The sequence below is a fragment of the Helicobacter bilis genome (assembly GCF_900198365.1).
Taxonomy (GTDB): domain Bacteria; phylum Campylobacterota; class Campylobacteria; order Campylobacterales; family Helicobacteraceae; genus Helicobacter_A; species Helicobacter_A bilis_B.
The window spans coordinates 1-18268 of record NZ_FZMS01000039.1; the positions used below are offsets into that span (position 1 = coordinate 1).

18 protein-coding genes are annotated in these 18268 nt (G+C 30.4%); 9 read left to right on the forward strand and 9 right to left on the reverse strand.

What is annotated here, in order from left to right:
* Together C6H08_RS06005 and C6H08_RS06010 are read left to right on the forward strand one after the other, a co-directional pair.
* Positions 1-2034: hypothetical protein (locus tag C6H08_RS06005; protein WP_233708504.1), on the forward strand; the 2034-nt coding region annotated here is incomplete at its 5' end.
* Positions 2034-3518, forward strand: a complete 1485-nt coding sequence (locus C6H08_RS06010; RefSeq protein WP_104686136.1) for a hypothetical protein — start codon at positions 2034-2036, stop codon at positions 3516-3518. The genes C6H08_RS06005 and C6H08_RS06010, both read left to right, overlap by 1 nt.
* Before the next feature lie 201 nt (positions 3519-3719).
* Here C6H08_RS06010 and C6H08_RS06015 read toward each other — a convergent pair whose 3' ends face one another.
* From C6H08_RS06015 to tssJ, 5 genes are read right to left on the reverse strand one after another with little or no spacing between them, the layout of a single operon-like run.
* Positions 3720-4727: an FHA domain-containing protein gene (locus C6H08_RS06015; RefSeq protein WP_034580358.1), complete on the reverse strand. Its 1008-nt coding sequence runs from the start codon at positions 4725-4727 to the stop codon at positions 3720-3722.
* A 9-nt stretch (positions 4728-4736) separates the two neighbouring features.
* Positions 4737-8297 (reverse strand): type VI secretion system membrane subunit TssM, encoded by a 3561-nt coding sequence (gene tssM, locus C6H08_RS06020; RefSeq protein ID WP_034580356.1) that lies wholly within the window; start codon positions 8295-8297, stop codon positions 4737-4739.
* Positions 8297-9082 (reverse strand): type IVB secretion system protein IcmH/DotU, encoded by a 786-nt coding sequence (icmH, locus tag C6H08_RS06025; RefSeq protein ID WP_034580354.1) that lies wholly within the window; start codon positions 9080-9082, stop codon positions 8297-8299. The genes tssM and icmH overlap by 1 nt, the downstream gene beginning before the upstream one ends.
* A gap of 8 nt (positions 9083-9090) precedes the next feature.
* The gene (gene tssK / locus C6H08_RS06030) at positions 9091-10467 is read right to left on the reverse strand and encodes a type VI secretion system baseplate subunit TssK (RefSeq protein ID WP_034580353.1); all 1377 of its coding nucleotides are present in this window, start codon (positions 10465-10467) and stop codon (positions 9091-9093) included.
* Positions 10464-10937: a type VI secretion system lipoprotein TssJ gene (gene tssJ / locus C6H08_RS06035; RefSeq protein WP_034580351.1), complete on the reverse strand. Its 474-nt coding sequence runs from the start codon at positions 10935-10937 to the stop codon at positions 10464-10466. Before tssJ ends, tssK begins: the two co-directional genes overlap by 4 nt.
* A 144-nt stretch (positions 10938-11081) precedes the next feature.
* Here tssJ and tssB point away from each other — a divergent pair, with 144 nt between their 5' ends.
* Genes tssB through C6H08_RS06060 form a run of 5 tightly spaced genes read left to right on the forward strand, consistent with a single transcriptional unit; the run spans position 11082 to position 16146 of the window.
* Entirely contained in the window at positions 11082-11579 is a 498-nt protein-coding gene (gene tssB, locus C6H08_RS06040; protein ID WP_034565286.1) for a type VI secretion system contractile sheath small subunit, read from the forward strand.
* 9 nt (positions 11580-11588) lie between these two features.
* On the forward strand, positions 11589-13058 hold the full coding sequence (tssC, locus tag C6H08_RS06045) for a type VI secretion system contractile sheath large subunit (RefSeq protein WP_034565288.1): 1470 nt from the start codon (positions 11589-11591) through the stop codon (positions 13056-13058).
* 2 nt (positions 13059-13060) lie between these two features.
* On the forward strand, positions 13061-13429 hold the full coding sequence (locus tag C6H08_RS06050) for a hypothetical protein (RefSeq protein WP_034580349.1): 369 nt from the start codon (positions 13061-13063) through the stop codon (positions 13427-13429).
* Between the two features lie 33 nt (positions 13430-13462).
* A complete protein-coding gene (gene tssF / locus C6H08_RS06055; protein WP_034580347.1) occupies positions 13463-15181 on the forward strand; it encodes a type VI secretion system baseplate subunit TssF in 1719 nt (572 codons plus the stop codon).
* Positions 15178-16146, forward strand: coding sequence for a type VI secretion system baseplate subunit TssG (locus C6H08_RS06060; protein ID WP_034580344.1), 969 nt, complete (start codon positions 15178-15180; stop codon positions 16144-16146). Before tssF ends, C6H08_RS06060 begins: the two co-directional genes overlap by 4 nt.
* 264 nt (positions 16147-16410) lie before the next feature.
* Here C6H08_RS06060 and C6H08_RS06065 read toward each other — a convergent pair whose 3' ends face one another.
* From C6H08_RS06065 to C6H08_RS06080, 4 genes are all read right to left on the reverse strand, one after another.
* On the reverse strand, positions 16411-16626 hold the full coding sequence (locus tag C6H08_RS06065) for a hypothetical protein (protein ID WP_034565532.1): 216 nt from the start codon (positions 16624-16626) through the stop codon (positions 16411-16413).
* 262 nt (positions 16627-16888) lie between these two features.
* On the reverse strand, positions 16889-17134 hold the full coding sequence (locus C6H08_RS06070) for a hypothetical protein (protein WP_034580342.1): 246 nt from the start codon (positions 17132-17134) through the stop codon (positions 16889-16891).
* On the reverse strand, positions 17131-17424 hold the full coding sequence (locus C6H08_RS06075) for a hypothetical protein (protein WP_034565535.1): 294 nt from the start codon (positions 17422-17424) through the stop codon (positions 17131-17133). Before C6H08_RS06075 ends, C6H08_RS06070 begins: the two co-directional genes overlap by 4 nt.
* Positions 17411-17659 (reverse strand): hypothetical protein, encoded by a 249-nt coding sequence (locus tag C6H08_RS06080; protein ID WP_034565536.1) that lies wholly within the window; start codon positions 17657-17659, stop codon positions 17411-17413. The genes C6H08_RS06075 and C6H08_RS06080 overlap by 14 nt, the downstream gene beginning before the upstream one ends.
* Before the next feature lie 157 nt (positions 17660-17816).
* On the opposite strand from C6H08_RS06080, the gene C6H08_RS12295 reads away from it, so the two are divergent.
* The gene (locus tag C6H08_RS12295; protein WP_238701450.1) at positions 17817-18071 is read left to right on the forward strand and encodes a CHC2 zinc finger domain-containing protein; all 255 of its coding nucleotides are present in this window, start codon (positions 17817-17819) and stop codon (positions 18069-18071) included.
* Entirely contained in the window at positions 18067-18195 is a 129-nt protein-coding gene (locus tag C6H08_RS12300) for a CHC2 zinc finger domain-containing protein (protein WP_238701452.1), read from the forward strand. Before C6H08_RS12295 ends, C6H08_RS12300 begins: the two co-directional genes overlap by 5 nt.
* Positions 18196-18268: the final 73 nt, after the last annotated feature.

The window sequence follows — 18268 nt, forward strand, 5'->3', positions numbered from 1 at the left end:
TTTGATAGATTTAAAACAATAATTTTGAAAAATTATAAGTATGTTGAAACAGCTTATAATGAGAAATATTATATTAAAGAAAAAATATATCTAGACAAAGCAGACAAAGTTGATACTTTGCTTACTAATTTTTGTAATAACCCTGACAAAAAAGACATTCTTAGCATTGCTAATGAATTTAGTGCTATATCCGAGCTTATATTAGAGCAAAAACACTTATTTGATGAAGGGTTTTATAAAGAAGTTGCACGCGTAGAACAATACTGCAAAACAATGTTAGATACTTTATTTGCTTTTGAACAAATACTCTCTTGTTTTATAGATTTTCGTATTAAACAAGACAAAAATAATCAACTTGATGAGAAGAACTTAGAAACATTAAGAAATAAGGTAAGAGAACAAATTAATAATCAAGATACAGAACTTTCACAAACAGCTATCTGTATTTCTCACATTATCAACAATGCTTATTTTTCAAATACACCAAATAACGAAATTCAGCACCTTAATACATTATTAGAAAATTTCAAAAATAATGACAGCTACCAAAAGTATAAAAAAATTATAGAGCAATACCAGTCTTATCCAAAAGAACAAAAATTTTCAAACACAATAAATATCTTTATACCATTCTATAAAGATATATTCTTGGAATTTTTTAGCAAAGATGATTTTGAAGAGTTATGCAAATTTATGCTCTATTTGATAGATTTGGAAACAGGGGGAGTATTTTTATATTACACATATACCTGGTCACTTCAATCTAAGCAAGTGGTCAATATATCAAAACAAGATTTGCAAAAGATAGTCACTAAAGATCTGTGGGAGAAATTCCAAAATTTTAACGAGGATAAAATAATAGAGTATCTCACAGATCATATACAAAATAAATTTGCAGCGTATCTTGCAGAACTCTCCATCAAAGATATGCGAGATACGCTAAAAAAGAATGTGCAAAACAATCGCTACAACTCAACCACAATGCGTGAAAATATTATAAAAAATATTACCACTAGAGGTAATATCAATAGATTGGAAAACTTAATAAAAGCTATAGAGGGTTATCGGGAAAATACAGAAGCAAAACTAAATATCGTCATACAAAGCTTTCAAGAAATCCAAAAGATAGAAAACATACAAATACCCACCTCCTCAAGCGAAATCAAAAATACGCTACGACACTCCCTAAAATCAAACACTACACAAGCTTTAAGTATTGTTTTTGATCTTTCAAAAAGTTTTAGCAAAAAGGCACTTACTCCTCTTATGATATTTGAGATTTATACTTGGATACTTGACCAAATATTTCCCACTATCTCAAAAGAAGACTTAACGCGACAAATTACATTATTTATGCTAGGCATGAGAGGCAAAAAAGATAGTGAATATGCAAAATGGGAAAAAGGGAAGCCCTATTTTTATATCCCTAAAGATTTACATAAATCTCTTGTCATAGGGGATTTTATGCACTCTCTCTTGCTTGATAGCTCACTTGATATAGGATACTGCATTCATAACCCAAGCATAGGATCATATACAAAGAATGAGGATGTAGCACAAAAGCATTTTAAAGATATGATAAGAAATAATCTTTATACCTATAACTCATCTTATTTTGCTCATGCACAAGAAAATGAGTCTACACAAATCTATAAAGAAGCTCATATCAAAGTTCATTCATATATAGACAATATACAATCTCAAAACACACATACAACGCAACTTACACAAACAAATTTCCAAAACCTTATCAACAAGAAACTTACACAAACAAAGCTTAAATACCAAAATCCACAAAACAATGCAGTATATCAACGGGTGGGAGAAACAACTAATAGCCAAAGAGATTTTCTAATCCAACTAAAAAGAGTGGCAGAATATAGTTATAGAGTATATAAGGGGGAGAGAGTGCTAAATAGTGATCCCATAATGACGGCAAAGACTAAAGATTCTGTGAATGAATCCATACTTAGTAACTTTGTTTATAATGAATCTTTTATCCCAACAAAAATAGATATACACAAGGAGTTATAATGCAAGGTGCAATATTTGGACTTCAAGAAATTAGTTTTTGGACACAGATTCTTCAAGAATATGACAAAGCAAAATCTATGCAACCAAGTGATATACAATTTAATCAAATAAATGATTCAATCCTCCACATCCTCAAATCCTATCGCCCATCTCCAAATGGTAATGGTATCAAATGGAGTAAAGAAGAAAAAGAAGCTTTTATACAGCTAAGCCTTACAGAACAAAGAAAAATGATAGTAAGAAAATCTGAATTACAATCAACTCTCTTTCCTTATGTTAATGTAGATTATGAACCTTATACATATAGTGAGAGAATAAGTGATATGGCTAAAAAGACTTATACTAAAGCCAATAAGCTTTTAGACAAACATAGCAATACAGATTTTAATTTACTAGATTCTACGATTCAACAAGAAATATTACAGAATCTAAGGATAGCCTATAAAGAACAATACATCAAAGCAGGAGTAAAACTCTCTACATTACTCTTTAAAAAAGCTTCTCTCAAAGGAGGAGATGAAAGTAAAAAAGAAATACTTGAATGTGTAAAAATTACAAAAGATTTGCTCAATAAAAAGATACCAGAGATGAGCTATATGTATTATCAACTCTATAAATGGAGTAGTGATAATGAGAGATTATTTCACACAGAGCTAACACCTTATAGCTTAGGACTAGTAAGAGAAGAAGCAAGAGAGTGTTATAACCATGCACTAGAGTGTGTTGTATGGGAGGCTATAGATGAGGAGGCACAGAGGGAAAGTCTACAAAAAAGTTGCTTTGCAGCTGAACTCTATCTTGCAGCAGCTATTAAATACCAAAGTCCATTAGCATTCTATCTTGCAGCACTTAATTATGCACCAGGAGATATTTTTCCAAATAGTGCATCTTACTCCCTAATGTTACATCAAGCCTGTCTTCGTTGTGCTATTGCATTAGGCGGGAATCACATAGATCAATTAAGAAGAAACTATTCCTCAAGGACAAAAGGTATGCCCCATTCTCCATTAAAAGCAGCTACCTTAACACAATATAATAAAAAATCTCAGCAACAAAGAGGCTTAATCAATGGACTTGATCCTTACTTTGATGAGAAGTTTCCTCCTGATTTTATCATTGATTTTACTTTATTGTGTGATAATTGCATATATGGTGCAATCTTACTAGATGATGATGGTAAATGGATGGGGATTAATTGGGCTGTGAAGAAAGGATTTATAAAAGATCCAAGAGTAAAAGGCTCAAGCCCAGAATCTATAAAACAATATTATCTCACAATATGGAGAGTGATAGTGGAGAGATATAAAAAGCTTATTTATCCTAATGCTATACCCTCATTAAGCTTACTTATTACTTACAAAATCTACTCCAACCTCACCTATGGACTGCCATCTGCTCGTCCGTATATCTTTCCTAAAGAAGTGCTAGATTTAAAAATAGATTTTAACAAAGGATTAGAAGGCTATGGGAAAATAAAAGAATAAGTTTTTTGGAAATCTCTTATCTTTAAACTTAAGCAAATATCACAAAGAGCCAAATACAGACTTGCAATCACACATTATCACAGCAAAGAGATAATTTAAATAGTGTTTAAGTAATTCAGAGTATTAGTTTTGTTTCTCTATACGCATTATTCTTATAGCCTTTCACATTATTAAAATCATGCCACAATAAATCATTCTCTATTAACTCTGTTTGTTTAAATAAGAATGCAAGGCTTGTGTTAAGAGATACTGCAATGTTTTTTCATCTCCTTGTCTTTGTTCTTGTATAGCATAGCTTAGTGTTGATTCCAATATATCATTATCTAAAACTTCAAATAATGGAGTATGTAATTCTTTAAAAATAATGCCTAACACAAGCGTATTAATGAGTAATGGGGAATCTATAAGTGGGGTATCTTGTAAAATATCTTGTATATCCTGCATAGTTAAATGTACATTTGTATGTAGGGGGATTTTTGCGTCAATAAATAAATTTTTAAGAGCATTGTCTAAGAAAGTTAAAATAGTTTGTTTGTTAAGCGGCTGGTTATTTTCAATGATTGTCTCTTTGGTGATGGATTGATTATGTGTGGCTATATCATTATTTGCTATGTCTAATTTATTATTTTTTTGTTTAGCTTTTATGCTATCTTGCATAAAGGCTATTTCTTTGCTAGTATGCTGGTTTTCTTTCATATTACCAAAAGCATGAGTTGGAATATTTATAATATCATCTAGCATCTCATTTTCATGCAAGATATTTTCAATTGATGCTTCATGGATATTCATTCCATCTACTTGTCCCCTAGGTCTTATTTGCAATGTATCGAGTTTGTCATAGGCAGCAACTTCTTTGATAATGTTTTTTGTATTTAGAATCTCTTCGTTTAAATCTTTTGGATCTATAATGCTACATTGATAATTGCCGATCCTAAATGTATCACCAAGTTCAATAGTTGTTTCATAACCCGCAAGAAGTTTGGAGAATGAATTGTTATAAAAAATATCTGAATCTGCAATACTTGTAATTGTAAAAAAACCCTCTTCATACTGAATATTAACATGTTGTGAATTGATCTGTTGATCTTGTAAACAAAGATTATTGCCAGAATCACTCCCTATTGTACCGCCATTTTCATCAATAACACAATATAGTGATGCTGCGGATAAATCATTTATATGTTGTGCAGTAATAGCAATCTTTTGCATACAATTTCCTTACATAATAGAGTCTGGCATATTAAAATGCGTCAAAATATCAATAATCTTTAAAAGCTCTAGCTTGTTTGTAACATTAAAATCAAAATATAGCTTCTTATTATTTTCAAAATAAAATGAATTGCGCATATTTTGATTTGGGACCATATCCTTTATAAATGCAAACCATGCCCATTCTCCAATATACGCTTTTTTATATTGTGGATATTGGTAATAATCATTTGCAGTGAGTCTCAACTCGGTATTTTTATTAAAGTGCTCAATAATAATGTGGAGTTTTGGATGCAGCGTATGATCATAGTGGATGCTTGTATCATTATATCCCATGTCAAGAGAACTAAAGTCTGATGATAAATCAAGACATTGTATAAAAAAATTGAGTGTCAAATTGTTGTTTGCATCAAACATTGCACTTAAACTAGAGGTTTTGTTAAAAAAAGTTAAAAATTGTTCTTTTAGCTTAATTTTTGACATATAGGTTGGATTAGGAATGTAAGCACCACCCTTTTTTTGTATAATCTTACTTAGATACTGTTTATAAAAGGTCTGTAATGTGCCAGCATTGCCAAAGAATCCTTTAAAAGTTTCTATCGACACAGATTCTCTAGAATATGTGTTAAAAGGATAAAGTGGAGATATATTATTCACAAAGTCTGTATAAACTTCATTTTTCCACACACTATTCAGAAGAACTCCAGCGTTACTCTCTATGATTTTCCAAGACATTCGTGCCAAATGATTATAATATGCTTTTAGTTCTTGAGGTAAAACCTTACTATCTATATCAAGCTTTTTAAATGGGTCATTTTCATCATTGCTTCCATCAAGAATATAAACAATTTTTTCTTTAGCATCTTTTGTTATATCTTGCGTAAAATATTCAATTTTTGCGAAGACATTTTGCACATCTTGTGCAATAACTGCCAACATGTTATTTTCATCTTTTGTTGCATTCTGTGAATTTGCTAATTCCTTATTTTTTGATTGACTAAGAGAATTGGCTTTAGAATCTATTAATGATTCTTCATTGGTTAAATCATAGTATGCTTTGAAATGATTGCTAAGAGCTGTAAATTGTGTTTTTATTTCTTTGCTGGAGAATCCAAGCCCATAAACATAGCCAAGCAATAATGTATCGTTCAAATGGGTATTATCGTTTATTACCCCAATCAAATTATTGATAGGATTGCTAGGTTGAGACAAGATTTGTAATTCATTAAGCAAAGCATTTTTTTCATGGTGTCTCTTGGGTTTGATAGCTTGCAATATATCTTCCCATTTTTTTTTATAGTCAGCAAGATAAACTTCTATAATTTTTGTATCCAACATCTTTTCATCATTATCTTGTTCCACTCCTTCGAGATACCACAAGTCAATATCAAGAGCATTATGCATATTCTTTTCAAGATGGCTTAAAAACACCATTAAGCCTTCTTTGGTATATCTCTTGTCAATATGACTTAGTTTTTCTGGAGCTTCAAATACAGCATCAATAGATCTGCCAATTTTATTTTTTATATTATAAGTTGCTTGTTTCTCAAGACTATTTTTAAAAGCTATAAGAATATATATTCTTTGTGCTTTAGCAATTTGCATAATTTCTTCTTGTGCTTTAGTAACACTACCAATATTCATTGGATGAGCATTAAGAATTCTATCTGAGGCCAAATCCTCAGTACTAGCTATAAAATCATCTTTTGGAATATTGTACTTTTTAAAATACTGCCAATTCTTACCAATCCAAACTGCAAGAAGCGACTTATCAAGATAATGTGTGTCAAATAAAGACATATACATATATAATGTTTCAACAAGTGTCTCTGGAGTTTTATTGTGTGCTAATATATACTCCATTTCATTAATAAGTGTTTTGCTCACAACATCTTCACTAATTGCATAATAGAGATCTTTGGCCGGTAAAAAAGCTTGATATGATGTATCAAGGAAAAAGTATTGGCTACCAACTGATGTATCAAACAATAATGGATATTCTTTTAAAATTGCTTTAAGATTTAACATGAGATTGACTTTTTCATAAAGGCTTAATGTGTTATAATTATTGGCATCTGCAAGGAGTGCATTAATGCTGTTTAAAGAAGTATTGCTTTGTTCAATTGCTTTATATGCCTTATTGATATAATAAGTGCATACGCTATATGTCAGTATACACAGACAAACAGCCATAATGCCTAATCTTAATGTCACCCATGAGTTTTTAAGAATCATACTATTAAGATGAGAATCTTTTAAAACAATTTGTTCTAACATTGAATGTACAAAATAGCTTCGCTTATGTTGCTTTGTAGCAGCCTTTGCTGCTGGCTTTTTAATAGCATATTTTTCACATACAGCATCAACTAAGTAATTTCTTGGAACATTTTCTTGATAAGCTGAAGTGAAATAAATTCCACGAACATAAGACTTATTTTTTAGCACATTTTTTTCATTCACCTGTATTGCAAAATCTACTACCAAAGCAAAGAGTGTATCAAGTTGCTTTAAAAACAAAAATGCCCCATTTTTCTCATCAAGAGAATGCAGAGATTTGTTTTTGTGCATGAAAGAGTACAATAATGATTTGCTAATAGCTTGAAAATAAGACAGCAATGTTTGCTTATTTGCCTGTTGTTCTAAAGTGATACCCAATATTTTATTTGCGACATTCTCGTTAAAAACATTCCAATAGATATCCATACCTTCCATAAGATCAAGCTTACTAAAAACTACATAAATAGGCAATTTTAGATTCAAATTTTGTTCACATTCATGAACTCTTTTAACAAGAAAGTGTATTAAATTATCACTATATTGTTTTGGGTTATTAAGAAAGGAATGAATATCAATAACAAGCACAATGCCATTGAGTTTGCTGTGAAAAATGCTGGAATTAAGGAAAGAAAGAAACTTATTCCATACCGCTTTTTTTATTAGAAAATCTTTGTTTTTTTCCAAATCATCTTCGGCAATTTCATCTGTTGTATCTGGATTAAAAAAATCTTCTTGCGTAAAATAATTGCCTTCGGTATCGAGTAAAGCCCCCTTTTTAGAAATATAAAGATTAAAATTCTTAGTGCTTTTATGAATTTTTTTATATGATTCTAATTTATCGCTTAATGGATATTCAATGTTCGCGTAATTGATTAAAGAGCTTTTTCCTGCTCCCTCATTACCAATAACAATTACTAAAGGAATATCTTTAAAACGAATTGTTCTTTTCCAAGTACTTTTGGCTTCATTTAAAGCAAGGGAATAATTGCGTTTTGCTTTGTGCAAAATTCTTGCAACCTCTTTTTTTAACTCCCTGCGTTGAACACCTTTTTCACTTTTTAATGTTTGTAAAAAATCCAGAAGAGGTCTAAACATAAAATAAAAAGCTATAATAAGCCATACAAGAACAAGAATACCCAATCGAACAAAAGCATTGCTAAATATGTAAATATCATTGAAAGCCAGTAGGGGCGCATAAATAAAAAATATTATGCTGAAAAATATGAACAAGCATATAAGAAATATGTATAGAAATGGTTTTGATTTGCAAAAGCTTGTTATTTTTTTCAGCATTATTGATCCTCATTGTTCTCTTGTTTGAATTTTTTAATATTTTGTATAAGAGTGTTTTTTGTTATGGTGTTATTAGATTCTATCTTAAGCATAGAAAAGAAAAAAGAAACAACTACAGTGCACATAACAACAATAAGTAAAAATGGCTTTAGGTATCTTTTTTTAAACAATTCTAAAATATTGTTACGGACAATATTTTTGTGAGCAACATTAAACGCTATATCTTCATTTGAATCTAATGCTGGTGTAATAGCCGCTGCAATATCATTGCAAAGATGGTTAATTTTTTCATCGCCCTGTTTATCAACAGTATATTTTCCCTTATAACCAAGAATAAGACAGGCGTAGATGAATTCTAACATGTCTTTATATTTGCTTGGATTTAGCAAATACTGCCCAGCTATACCATAAAATTTATCGCCACCTAACATTTCATTAAACAAACGATTAGTAAGCGTATGGTTTGTAAAATCACTATTCATAATGCTTTCATTACGTAACAACATCTCATCAATAAATACACATAAACAATAGCGAAACTTGATTAAGTCTTTTTCATCATGGCAATGCATGGCACTTAGGCTGCCACTGATGGCAAGCACCTGATTTGCAAAAGTGTCCCTTATTTCAACAATGAATTCATCATCTAGCGCATGTATTTTTGAAAGTCTTGTGGCAAAAAGAAGAAGAGGTAGACTTAAGTCAAGAATTTTATTATTCTGCATACCTGCAAAATTAGACTCAAGCAATAATGAACATTGTGTGTCATTCGTTTGTACGTTCATAAATACCCTTAGAATAATGCCCACAATTTAATATCAGGGCTAATTATATTATTTGTCATATAGATGCTTACTGTATTTTGATTAGCAAAATGTGAAAAAAGCGAATCTTTTTTATCAAGCTTAAAATATATATATCCACTTAAATGCGGTAATGCGGGTGGAATGCTTTGTATGGGTTCTAAATGCAATCCTTTCAGCTGGGATGCAACGATATTTTTTATTGCTGATTGTGTATGAATTTTTGTTTGTGTGGTAAATATTTCAAGCAATGTATTTGTTGGCAATGATGAACTGATTGCTAAAAATATCTCACCATTTTGAATAATTGATGCATTTTCAAAAATACAATCAAAAAATCCATTACCATTATTAACAACACTTGCTATAGCATATTTTGGTGAAGTAACATTTGCAAACAGCAAACGCAAATGATTGCTTAAGGGAATAAAAACCGATGAAAGATCATTATGTTTATAAGCAATAAACTCAAATGATTCCTCGATTTCATGATGCAACACAAGTAAATCGGCTTGAAATTCTATCAATTTTTCATAGAGAAATTCAGGGTGCAATCTTTCTTTGTTAATAAGATATGAAAAAATGCAATCATACTTTTTTAAAAGATTGAGAGATAGGTAGGTGCTAAAATCAAGTGTATTTTTTGTTTGATTAATGCCTCTAAAAATTTTTGTAAAAGTCTCTTTATGTTGTTGAATAGAAAAAAGCATCTCTTCTAGGAAGGTTTTGATAAAAAGATTGTTGCTGATATCCATAGAAGTTGGAATAAATTTGTCATCAAGTTCTATTCTTTTATTGTGGTGTATATTTTTGATTTTTGCAATAGGGATTTCTAATTCATTAGGAGACTTATCTCCAAGCAAACCAAGCTTTAAACGTAAACTTCCCAACACAAGAGATGATGTTTGGTGTGTGTAAAATATTTCTGAATCTGTTTGCTGTGTGTATTCATTTACATCGTCGTGGATTTTAGAGACCACTGGCACATTTGTTGCAACATATTTAGAGTTTGAAAAGGTGTTGTTCAGAGAAATATCAGCAATAGAATCTGAAGATACAGGAATTTTTAATGTAATAATTGGTGACCCAACATTAGAATCAATCTCTAAGGCTTGTGGCAATAAATCATCGCTTGGAGCATTAAATACACTGCCATCTTGTGCAATACCACTAATCCTAGAGAGAGCTATTTTACCTAGATTTAATAATTCATTTGAAAATTCTACTTCAAAAAGGCCATAGAAATTGCATAAAGACTTTGTTGTTTTGATATAAACAAGTTGCTCAAAATATCTTTCTTGCTGTTCAAAATGGATCTTATCTACATTCATCCCATTGTACCAAACAACTTTTAATCTGCTATTCACCGCTTCTCCTTATTGTTTGTTCCTCTGTTGTTTTTACTATTTGTAATGCCTTCTTGTGTAATATCAATTTTTATTGTATTTTTAAACACTTTATTCAATTTTTTGTAAAATTTTTGCTTCTTGCCCTGAGAATTTGCAAAAAGAGCCAGTATACCAATGTATTTACCTTCTTTTTTTGCAAATTCTGCCACAAGCATATCTTTTTCATTAGGTGGAACTTGGATTCTAACCGAGTCTACATTGTCTCGACCAAGAACTACGCTCTCACGCATTGTTAGATCTTGAATACTTGCATATTCGAACTTATTAACATCTTTGAGTTGATAAATAACAAGCGTGATGGGAACATTATCGTTACGATTGTTGAGATTAGAATTATCATGGTTAGATGCCTGTATCCGTATAGGTGTGTTACACCCAATAAGAATCAACATCATAGCAAAAATTAAAGCCGTGCAAATATTTTTCATTATCTCTACTTTTTAGTTATGCCTTAAGAAATTATGAGATGTATATTCTTGAGAATTTTATAATAATTTTTATGAAATTTGGTTATAAAATGGTAGAATCTCAAAGTAAAATGGTAGAATCTAAAGTAAAATAAGGATTTTGTTATGGCAGAAAATTCAACTCCACCGAAAGAGCGCATCAATATCACTTACAAATCAAAAACTGGTGGACAAACTCCAGAGATTGAGCTCCCATTAAAACTAATGGTTATGGCTAATTTTACAGGTGGCAATAAAGTACCATTGGAAGAACGAGGGCTAACTTCTATTAATAAACATAATTTTAATCAGGTTATGCAAAAGATGCAAATAGAGTCTCATTTTAGTGTCAAAAACACTCTGAGCCAAGATGCTGATGAATTGAATGTAAGGTTGAAGATTGAAAACATGAAAGATTTTACTCCAGATAGTATTGCAAACCAAGTTCCAGAGCTCAATAAACTTCTTAAATTACGCGAAGCTCTTATTGCATTGAAAGGTCCAATGGGCAATATCCCAGATTTTAGAAAAGCTGTTTTGGAGGCTTTAAAGAATAAAGATATAAAAGAAAAGCTTTTATTGGAGATACAAGAAAGCCGAGAAAACAATGAACAATTAGACTGAAGGATAATTATGAGCGAAAAATTAGAACAAGAGGTAGAAACACAGAATGTCTCAATTATTGAGGGCATTATGCAAAAAAGTAAATATTCTAAAAATGATGAAAGTTATAGTATTGCTAAACTTGGTGTTGCAGAGTTTATTACAGAAATTGTAAAATCTGATAATGCAGAGAGCAAAATCAATCGATTCACACTTGATGAAATGATTGCGCATATAGATGATTTAATTTCGCAGCAAATGGATGAAATTTTACACAATGAGCAGTTTCAACAATTAGAATCTACATGGAGAGGTTTACATTTCTTAGTAGAACGCACGAATTTTCAAGAAAATATAAAAATTAACATTCTTGATGTTACAAAACAAGAGGCATTAGAGGATTTTGATTCAAATCCAGATATTACGACGAGTACGCTCTATAAATATATTTATTCTGCCGAATATGGACAATTTGGAGGAGAACCCATAGGAGCAATAATCGGTGATTATGCGCTAAATGCATCAAGTCCCGATATGAATTTTTTATCCAAAATGTCATCAATCGCTGCTATGAGTCATTCTCCATTTTTAACATCTGTAGATGCAAGCTTTTTTGGGCTTGATAATTATGCAGAACTTCCAACAATACAAGATCTAAAAAGTTTATTAGAGGGTCCACAATATACAAAGTGGCGCACTTTTAGAGAGAACGAGGATTCTAAATATGCTGGACTTATGGTGACAAGATTCTTAACTCGTTCTCCATATGACCCGCAAGAAAATCCCATAAAAAGTTTTAATTATAAAGAAAATGTGCATAATTCACACAATCATCTCTTATGGGGCAATACTGCTTATGCTTTTGCAACAAGATTGACTGATAGTTTTGCACAATATCGATGGTGTGGCAATATTATAGGTCCTAGAGCTGGTGGCACCGTCACAGATTTGCCGGTATATCTTTATGAAAACTTCGGTACATTAGAATCTAAGATACCAACTGAAGTGTTAATTACAGATAGACGTGAGTATGAACTTTCAGAATCTGGTTTTATAGCTTTTACATTGCGAAGGGATAGTAACAATGCAGTCTTTTTCTCAGCGAATGCAGTATTGAAACCAAAAATTTTTCCAAATACTCCTGAAGGCAAAGAAGCAGAAACAAATTATAGGCTTGGAACACAATTGCCATATATTTTTTTGGTTTCTCGTCTTGCGCACTATATCAAGGTTTTACAAAGAGAGGAAATTGGGAGCTGGAAAGAACGTAGCGATGTTGAAAATGGCTTGAATGAATGGATTAGACAATATGTTTCAGATCAAGAAAATCCTCCAGCAGAAGTGCGGAGCAGAAGACCTTTTAGAGGGGCTAGAATTACAGTAAGCGATATAGAAGGTGAAACTGGATGGTATAAAATAGATTTGAATGTGCGTCCGCACTTTAAGTTTATGGGGGCTAATTTTGAACTCTCGTTGGTAGGAAAGCTTGATAAAGAATAACTATGACTTTTGTTGATAGGGTTATTCGTGTGCTTGACGAATATGCAGATTCTGAATATTTTGAGAATCCTATTCAAGCGATCAGAGAGCATATTGAAACCCTCATAAACACAAAAGAGGATACACAGGAATTATTATCTTATAATGATTTGGATTTAAACATCAAAAATCTAGCCATCGTAATGTCAGAAAGAATTTATGATATAGTTTCTACGTACGAATATAGAGTAAAGATTGTAAGCATTGAATATGATGAGACATTAGCGCCTTGGCAACTCAAATTTTTCTTAACATTACAATATAATAAAGATTTAACAAATTTTAATATACAAATTATTTTTAATAGTAACCGTTACTATGAAGTTTTATAATAAGCTAAATAAGATAGAAGGGTATAAGGTTAGATGAAAAATATCTTTTATTTTAGAAAGGAAATTGATTATCTGCAAAAAACAAGGGAATTGTTTATTAATAAATATCCTAAACTTGCCCCATTTTTAGCATGTAATAGCAATGATCCAGATGTTGAACGCATTATTGAATCATTAGCAATTTTGACTGCTAAGATTAATGAAGAGCTTGATGGCAATATTCCATCTCTTGCAGAATCTCTTATTAATATCCTTATGCCAAACTATACAAACTCTTTGCCTTCATTTTGTATACAAAATTTTAACTTAAAACCAGATTCTAAAGATAATAATGTGTTTATTCCTAGACATACAAGCGTAGTATCTTCTCCTGTTCAGTCGGTTAGGTGTGAATTTAGGACAATTTATGATGTGATGTTGCATCCCTTGAAAATTTATAATGTTGATGTGGGCAGTGAGGGAAAATACACTACATTTGTGATCGACATAGAAACCACGCAAGATCATCTAACTATTGCAGATATTAACATAAAATATCTGAATTTATATCTTGGCAATGAGATTTATACGGCAAATACCCTGCTTTTATGGCTTTTACAATATGTAAAAGACATTATTATTCTCTCATACGATACACATACGAATTTTAAAATACCAACACATTGCTTACAGCCTATGGGATTTAACAGAAATGAAAGTGTATCAGATAATGATGATTTAGGCTTTAGTGCATTTATATTGTTGCAAGAATTATTTTTTATGTCAGAAAAATTTCATTTCATCCATCTTGAGGGTTTAGAAGCTTTAAAGGATGTAAAAAGTAAAAAAATGGGTATCAAATTTATTTTTAATAAGGAGCTTCCTAAAAATTGTCTACCAAGAGCAAATCAGTTTTCTCTCTTTGCAACACCAGCAATTAATTTGTTTTCTACACAGGCAGAACCAATACTTCTTGATCACTCAAGAAATACTCATCGAATATTTGTAGATAGAATGCACGAACAGGCTTATTGTGTTATACAGATTCTAAAAGTAAAAGCACATAGTAACGATACTGGCAGACGAGTTTTTAAAAATTATTATAGTTTTGAGAGATTTGAGTTTTTAAATAAAAGCAATGATTTTTATGCATTAGCTAACAAAGTCGATGCTCATGGCCAACACTATAAAGAAATTTCTTTTTATACTAAGCATCACAGAAAAGAAACTATATCTATGGATGTATTGTGCAGCAATAATGATATACCAGCACAACTTAAACTTCATGACATTAACGAAATATTAGACTATAAGAGCGTTACAACAGAAAATATTACGCTACCCACACCAATTAAACACATAGACATGGATAGTGATATGATGTGGAATCTTGTTGTTATTTTGTCTTTTAATTATCAAAATATAACAAAAAAAGAAAGTTTATTGTCTCTTTTACATATTTTTGGGTTTATATTTGATTCTCAAGATAAACATTTTTTGACAAATCTAAGTGATGCGATTATTAATATACAATCACAACCGACCTATAAAGTTCATGGCTGTATCACAAGAAGAGGTATTCTTGTTACGATATCTATGGATGAGACTAAATTTTATTGTTTAGGAGAAGTATATAAAATAGGATTGATATTTTCGCACTTATTTGCTTCTTTTGCGGCTATTAATTCCTTTTGTGAATTAAATATTATATGTGTTTTAAGCAATACAACCTTTACATATCCTGTACAATTTGGAAATAAAGAGCCTTTATGAAAACATCTACATTCTATCATACTATAAAAACATTTTTACTGACACACAAGAAACATCAAATATTTTTACGAACTGGGAAAAGTTTGGGGCATGCTTATAAAGAAATAGAGGTTATTGCACAAAATGACAATGAGACACTTTTAAAGGCAACAGATTCTGCAGATAATACAACTTCTTTAAATGATCAACATGAAAATTGCGTTGAAATTAAAGCAAATTTTTTTGGTTTATTTGGAAGTTCTTCTCCTCTACCAAACTACATACTTGACAAATTTGCAAGAAATGAAGATTCTGGTAATGGTTTTAGCTTATTTTTTGATTTTCTAAACAATCATATTCTATGGCTTCTTTACGAAAGCATGTCACTTAGAAATTATCATAGATCTTTCAATGATAACTTGAATGATAGAATTTCGCATATTTTTTTAAAAATATTGGGTTTTAATAATGTAACAAATGCAAAAGAGTATTTACCATTTTCATCTCTTATATTAAGCCAAAGACGCCCAAAACCATATATTGAAAAGATTTTGCAATATAATTTTAATCTAAACAATAGGATTTCAATTATTGAAAATATTTCGCAACAAATTCCCATCAATATAACTCAACAAAATGTGCTAGGAATAAGAAATACAATTCTTGGTAAAAATTTTTTATTGGGAAAAACGATATGTTCTCACCAAAATAAAATATTGCTTGATATTAAAGATTTACAATATCATGAAGCGTTGGCTTACTTTCCTAATCAAATACAATTTAATCGATTAAAAGAAAGTATCGCTTTCCTTACAAACAATGAATTCGCAGTTGATTTGCGCTTAAATATACAATATAGCTCTCAAATGAATTTTATACTTGGTGATCTAGCGAATGCTAAATTGGGATTTGGTTTATTATTGGGAGGGGGTCAAAAAAACTTCAGCAATTCACAATATTGCAAATATATATCGCTGCATCAATAAAAACATTTTTAATTTTTAAAGACATAAAAACTATCAACAAGAATTTTGTAGCACATGCACAAGGAAAAACACTAGCACCAACAAAGCTCGGTAGAACTAAAAAATGAATGATAAAAGAGATAAAGTTTATGATATTTATTGTATTCAAAACGAACTTAATAAACTTGAATTAAAAGCACGAACAAACATCTAATATCGGCAGAGTATTTTCGAATAAAACTTTTTAGTAAATAAAACGCAATTCAAAGCACAAAAACATAAATTTTATGTAAGATTTTTTGCCATTACTACAAAATTTTTCATATTATCATTATCTATAGATAAATGATAGAAATCTCTCATTTTTTCTAAAAATACAAAAATTCTTAAACGAATTCTTGCCTTAAGAAAACTTTTTAAATAGTTAGATTTTTTATTCCAATCATCATTTAAATTTGCAAAATGTGGATTCTTTATTTGTAATAACACAATTTCATTCATACTTAAATCACTAAATGTTTGGCATATTCGTCTGATATGTTATAAGCTTCTGTAGCTGCGTCTATCTTTTCTTTAAAAACACCCACATTGATTTCTTGAACATTATGCAACTCTACAAACACGCTATACTAACACTTAATAAACTTGCTAGAATTAATTTTTTCATTATTTCACCTCTATATTTACTACTTCTTTACACAACCTTTGATACTCATCATAATTCATATTCCATTCATCTAGGATACGCACCTCAAATAACATCTTATCTCTTCTTAAAAAACTCATTTGCATAGTTACAAGAACGTGTTAGTCTATCCCTAGCCTCTTCCATGTGAGTTAAATCCTCTTTCTTTGCACCATTGTTTAGCAGTTTTTCATATTGAAACTTCCAGACTTTATATGCACTTAAAAATGCTTGTGCTTGGACGCATAATTCACTATTGTAGCAAAAACACGTCTCTGCATGCATACTCACAAATAAAAAGCAAGACAACACAAATTTTCTCATTTTTTCACCTCCCCCTCATCAAAATTACTAAAATCTGCACCTAATTCTTTTTCTAAAAAGCCCAAATAATTAAATATAGCATCATATGCTATGACTTGCTTTGTTAGCCTTGTTAGCTTTGATGCATTATTCAAACGCCTTAATGTCTCTGTATCTAATTTAACATGTATTGAGCCATATATGCTACCTCTAGGTATATCCTTATATTTACCATTACCTCCTAAATAATCTAGAAAATCTTTGTTTTTTATATCAGATAAGCCTATTATCTTTTGTTTATTTACTGCCATGTATTTCCTTTACTAAAATTTCATTACAAAAGTCTTTAAATTCAATCAAAGCTTTATCATTACTTCTACAATAATCAAATAAACTTACTTGATTATCTGTAGCATGTTGGTATGCAACCCTTTCAAACAAAACGCTATTTAAAAGATATATATTGCTTTGTTTGCTTTTAATAATCTCTTTTAATGTTTCAATTTGTTTGATTTTTGGATTTGAATTAGCCCTATTTATAATCATATAAGCCCTTAAATCCTTATTAACACGCATAATCTTTTGTAGATAATCTATGATTGAATTAAGTATAATAATGTTAAATGCACCAACGTTTATAGGGATTACACATACATCACTGCGCTCAATCAAAAATGGATTAAAACTCATTAAGGGAAAAGAATTGAAAAATAATATTTACACTAAACACAAAGAAAAACTCGCTCAAATGTATAATATAAATCATTTAAAAGCTAAAAAAGTCAGGCAAATGTATAATATAGTCTCTCTTATTGCAAAAGAGAGAATCCAAGCAGTAAAAGATAAGGATTTAGTGAATGTATGTGAAAGATTAGGAATAGAATTGCAAAAGAATGGCAGAAACTATGTAGCAATATGTCCTTTTCATATAGAAAATAAAAGCAAGTTTCACAATTAATACACAAAAAAATCTATGGTATTGCTTTGGTTGTGGAGAGGGTGGAGATACCATAAAACTCTACATGAAAATGAAAAATGTAAATTTTGTAAAAGCTATTGATGAATTAAGCATATTAGTATAATTATAGAAAAATAGGCTATATAATATAGTTAAAATAGAATTTATTTAGCAATTATATAGTTATAGTTTAATAA

Excerpts from the sequence above, each read along its gene's own strand:
- C6H08_RS06010 (WP_104686136.1), top strand. The coding sequence starts at position 2,034 with ATGCAAGGTGCAATATTTGGACTTCAAGAAATTAGTTTTTGGACACAG.
- C6H08_RS06015 (WP_034580358.1), bottom strand. The coding sequence starts at position 4,727 with ATGCAAAAGATTGCTATTACTGCACAACATATAAATGATTTATCCGCA.
- tssM (WP_034580356.1), bottom strand. The coding sequence starts at position 8,297 with ATGCTGAAAAAAATAACAAGCTTTTGCAAATCAAAACCATTTCTATAC.
- icmH (WP_034580354.1), bottom strand. The coding sequence starts at position 9,082 with ATGAACGTACAAACGAATGACACACAATGTTCATTATTGCTTGAGTCT.
- tssJ (WP_034580351.1), bottom strand. The coding sequence starts at position 10,937 with ATGAAAAATATTTGCACGGCTTTAATTTTTGCTATGATGTTGATTCTT.
- tssB (WP_034565286.1), top strand. The coding sequence starts at position 11,082 with ATGGCAGAAAATTCAACTCCACCGAAAGAGCGCATCAATATCACTTAC.
- tssC (WP_034565288.1), top strand. The coding sequence starts at position 11,589 with ATGAGCGAAAAATTAGAACAAGAGGTAGAAACACAGAATGTCTCAATT.
- C6H08_RS06050 (WP_034580349.1), top strand. The coding sequence starts at position 13,061 with ATGACTTTTGTTGATAGGGTTATTCGTGTGCTTGACGAATATGCAGAT.
- tssF (WP_034580347.1), top strand. The coding sequence starts at position 13,463 with ATGAAAAATATCTTTTATTTTAGAAAGGAAATTGATTATCTGCAAAAA.
- C6H08_RS06060 (WP_034580344.1), top strand. The coding sequence starts at position 15,178 with ATGAAAACATCTACATTCTATCATACTATAAAAACATTTTTACTGACA.
- C6H08_RS06065 (WP_034565532.1), bottom strand. The coding sequence starts at position 16,626 with ATGAATGAAATTGTGTTATTACAAATAAAGAATCCACATTTTGCAAAT.
- C6H08_RS06070 (WP_034580342.1), bottom strand. The coding sequence starts at position 17,134 with ATGAGAAAATTTGTGTTGTCTTGCTTTTTATTTGTGAGTATGCATGCA.
- C6H08_RS06075 (WP_034565535.1), bottom strand. The coding sequence starts at position 17,424 with ATGGCAGTAAATAAACAAAAGATAATAGGCTTATCTGATATAAAAAAC.
- C6H08_RS06080 (WP_034565536.1), bottom strand. The coding sequence starts at position 17,659 with ATGATTATAAATAGGGCTAATTCAAATCCAAAAATCAAACAAATTGAA.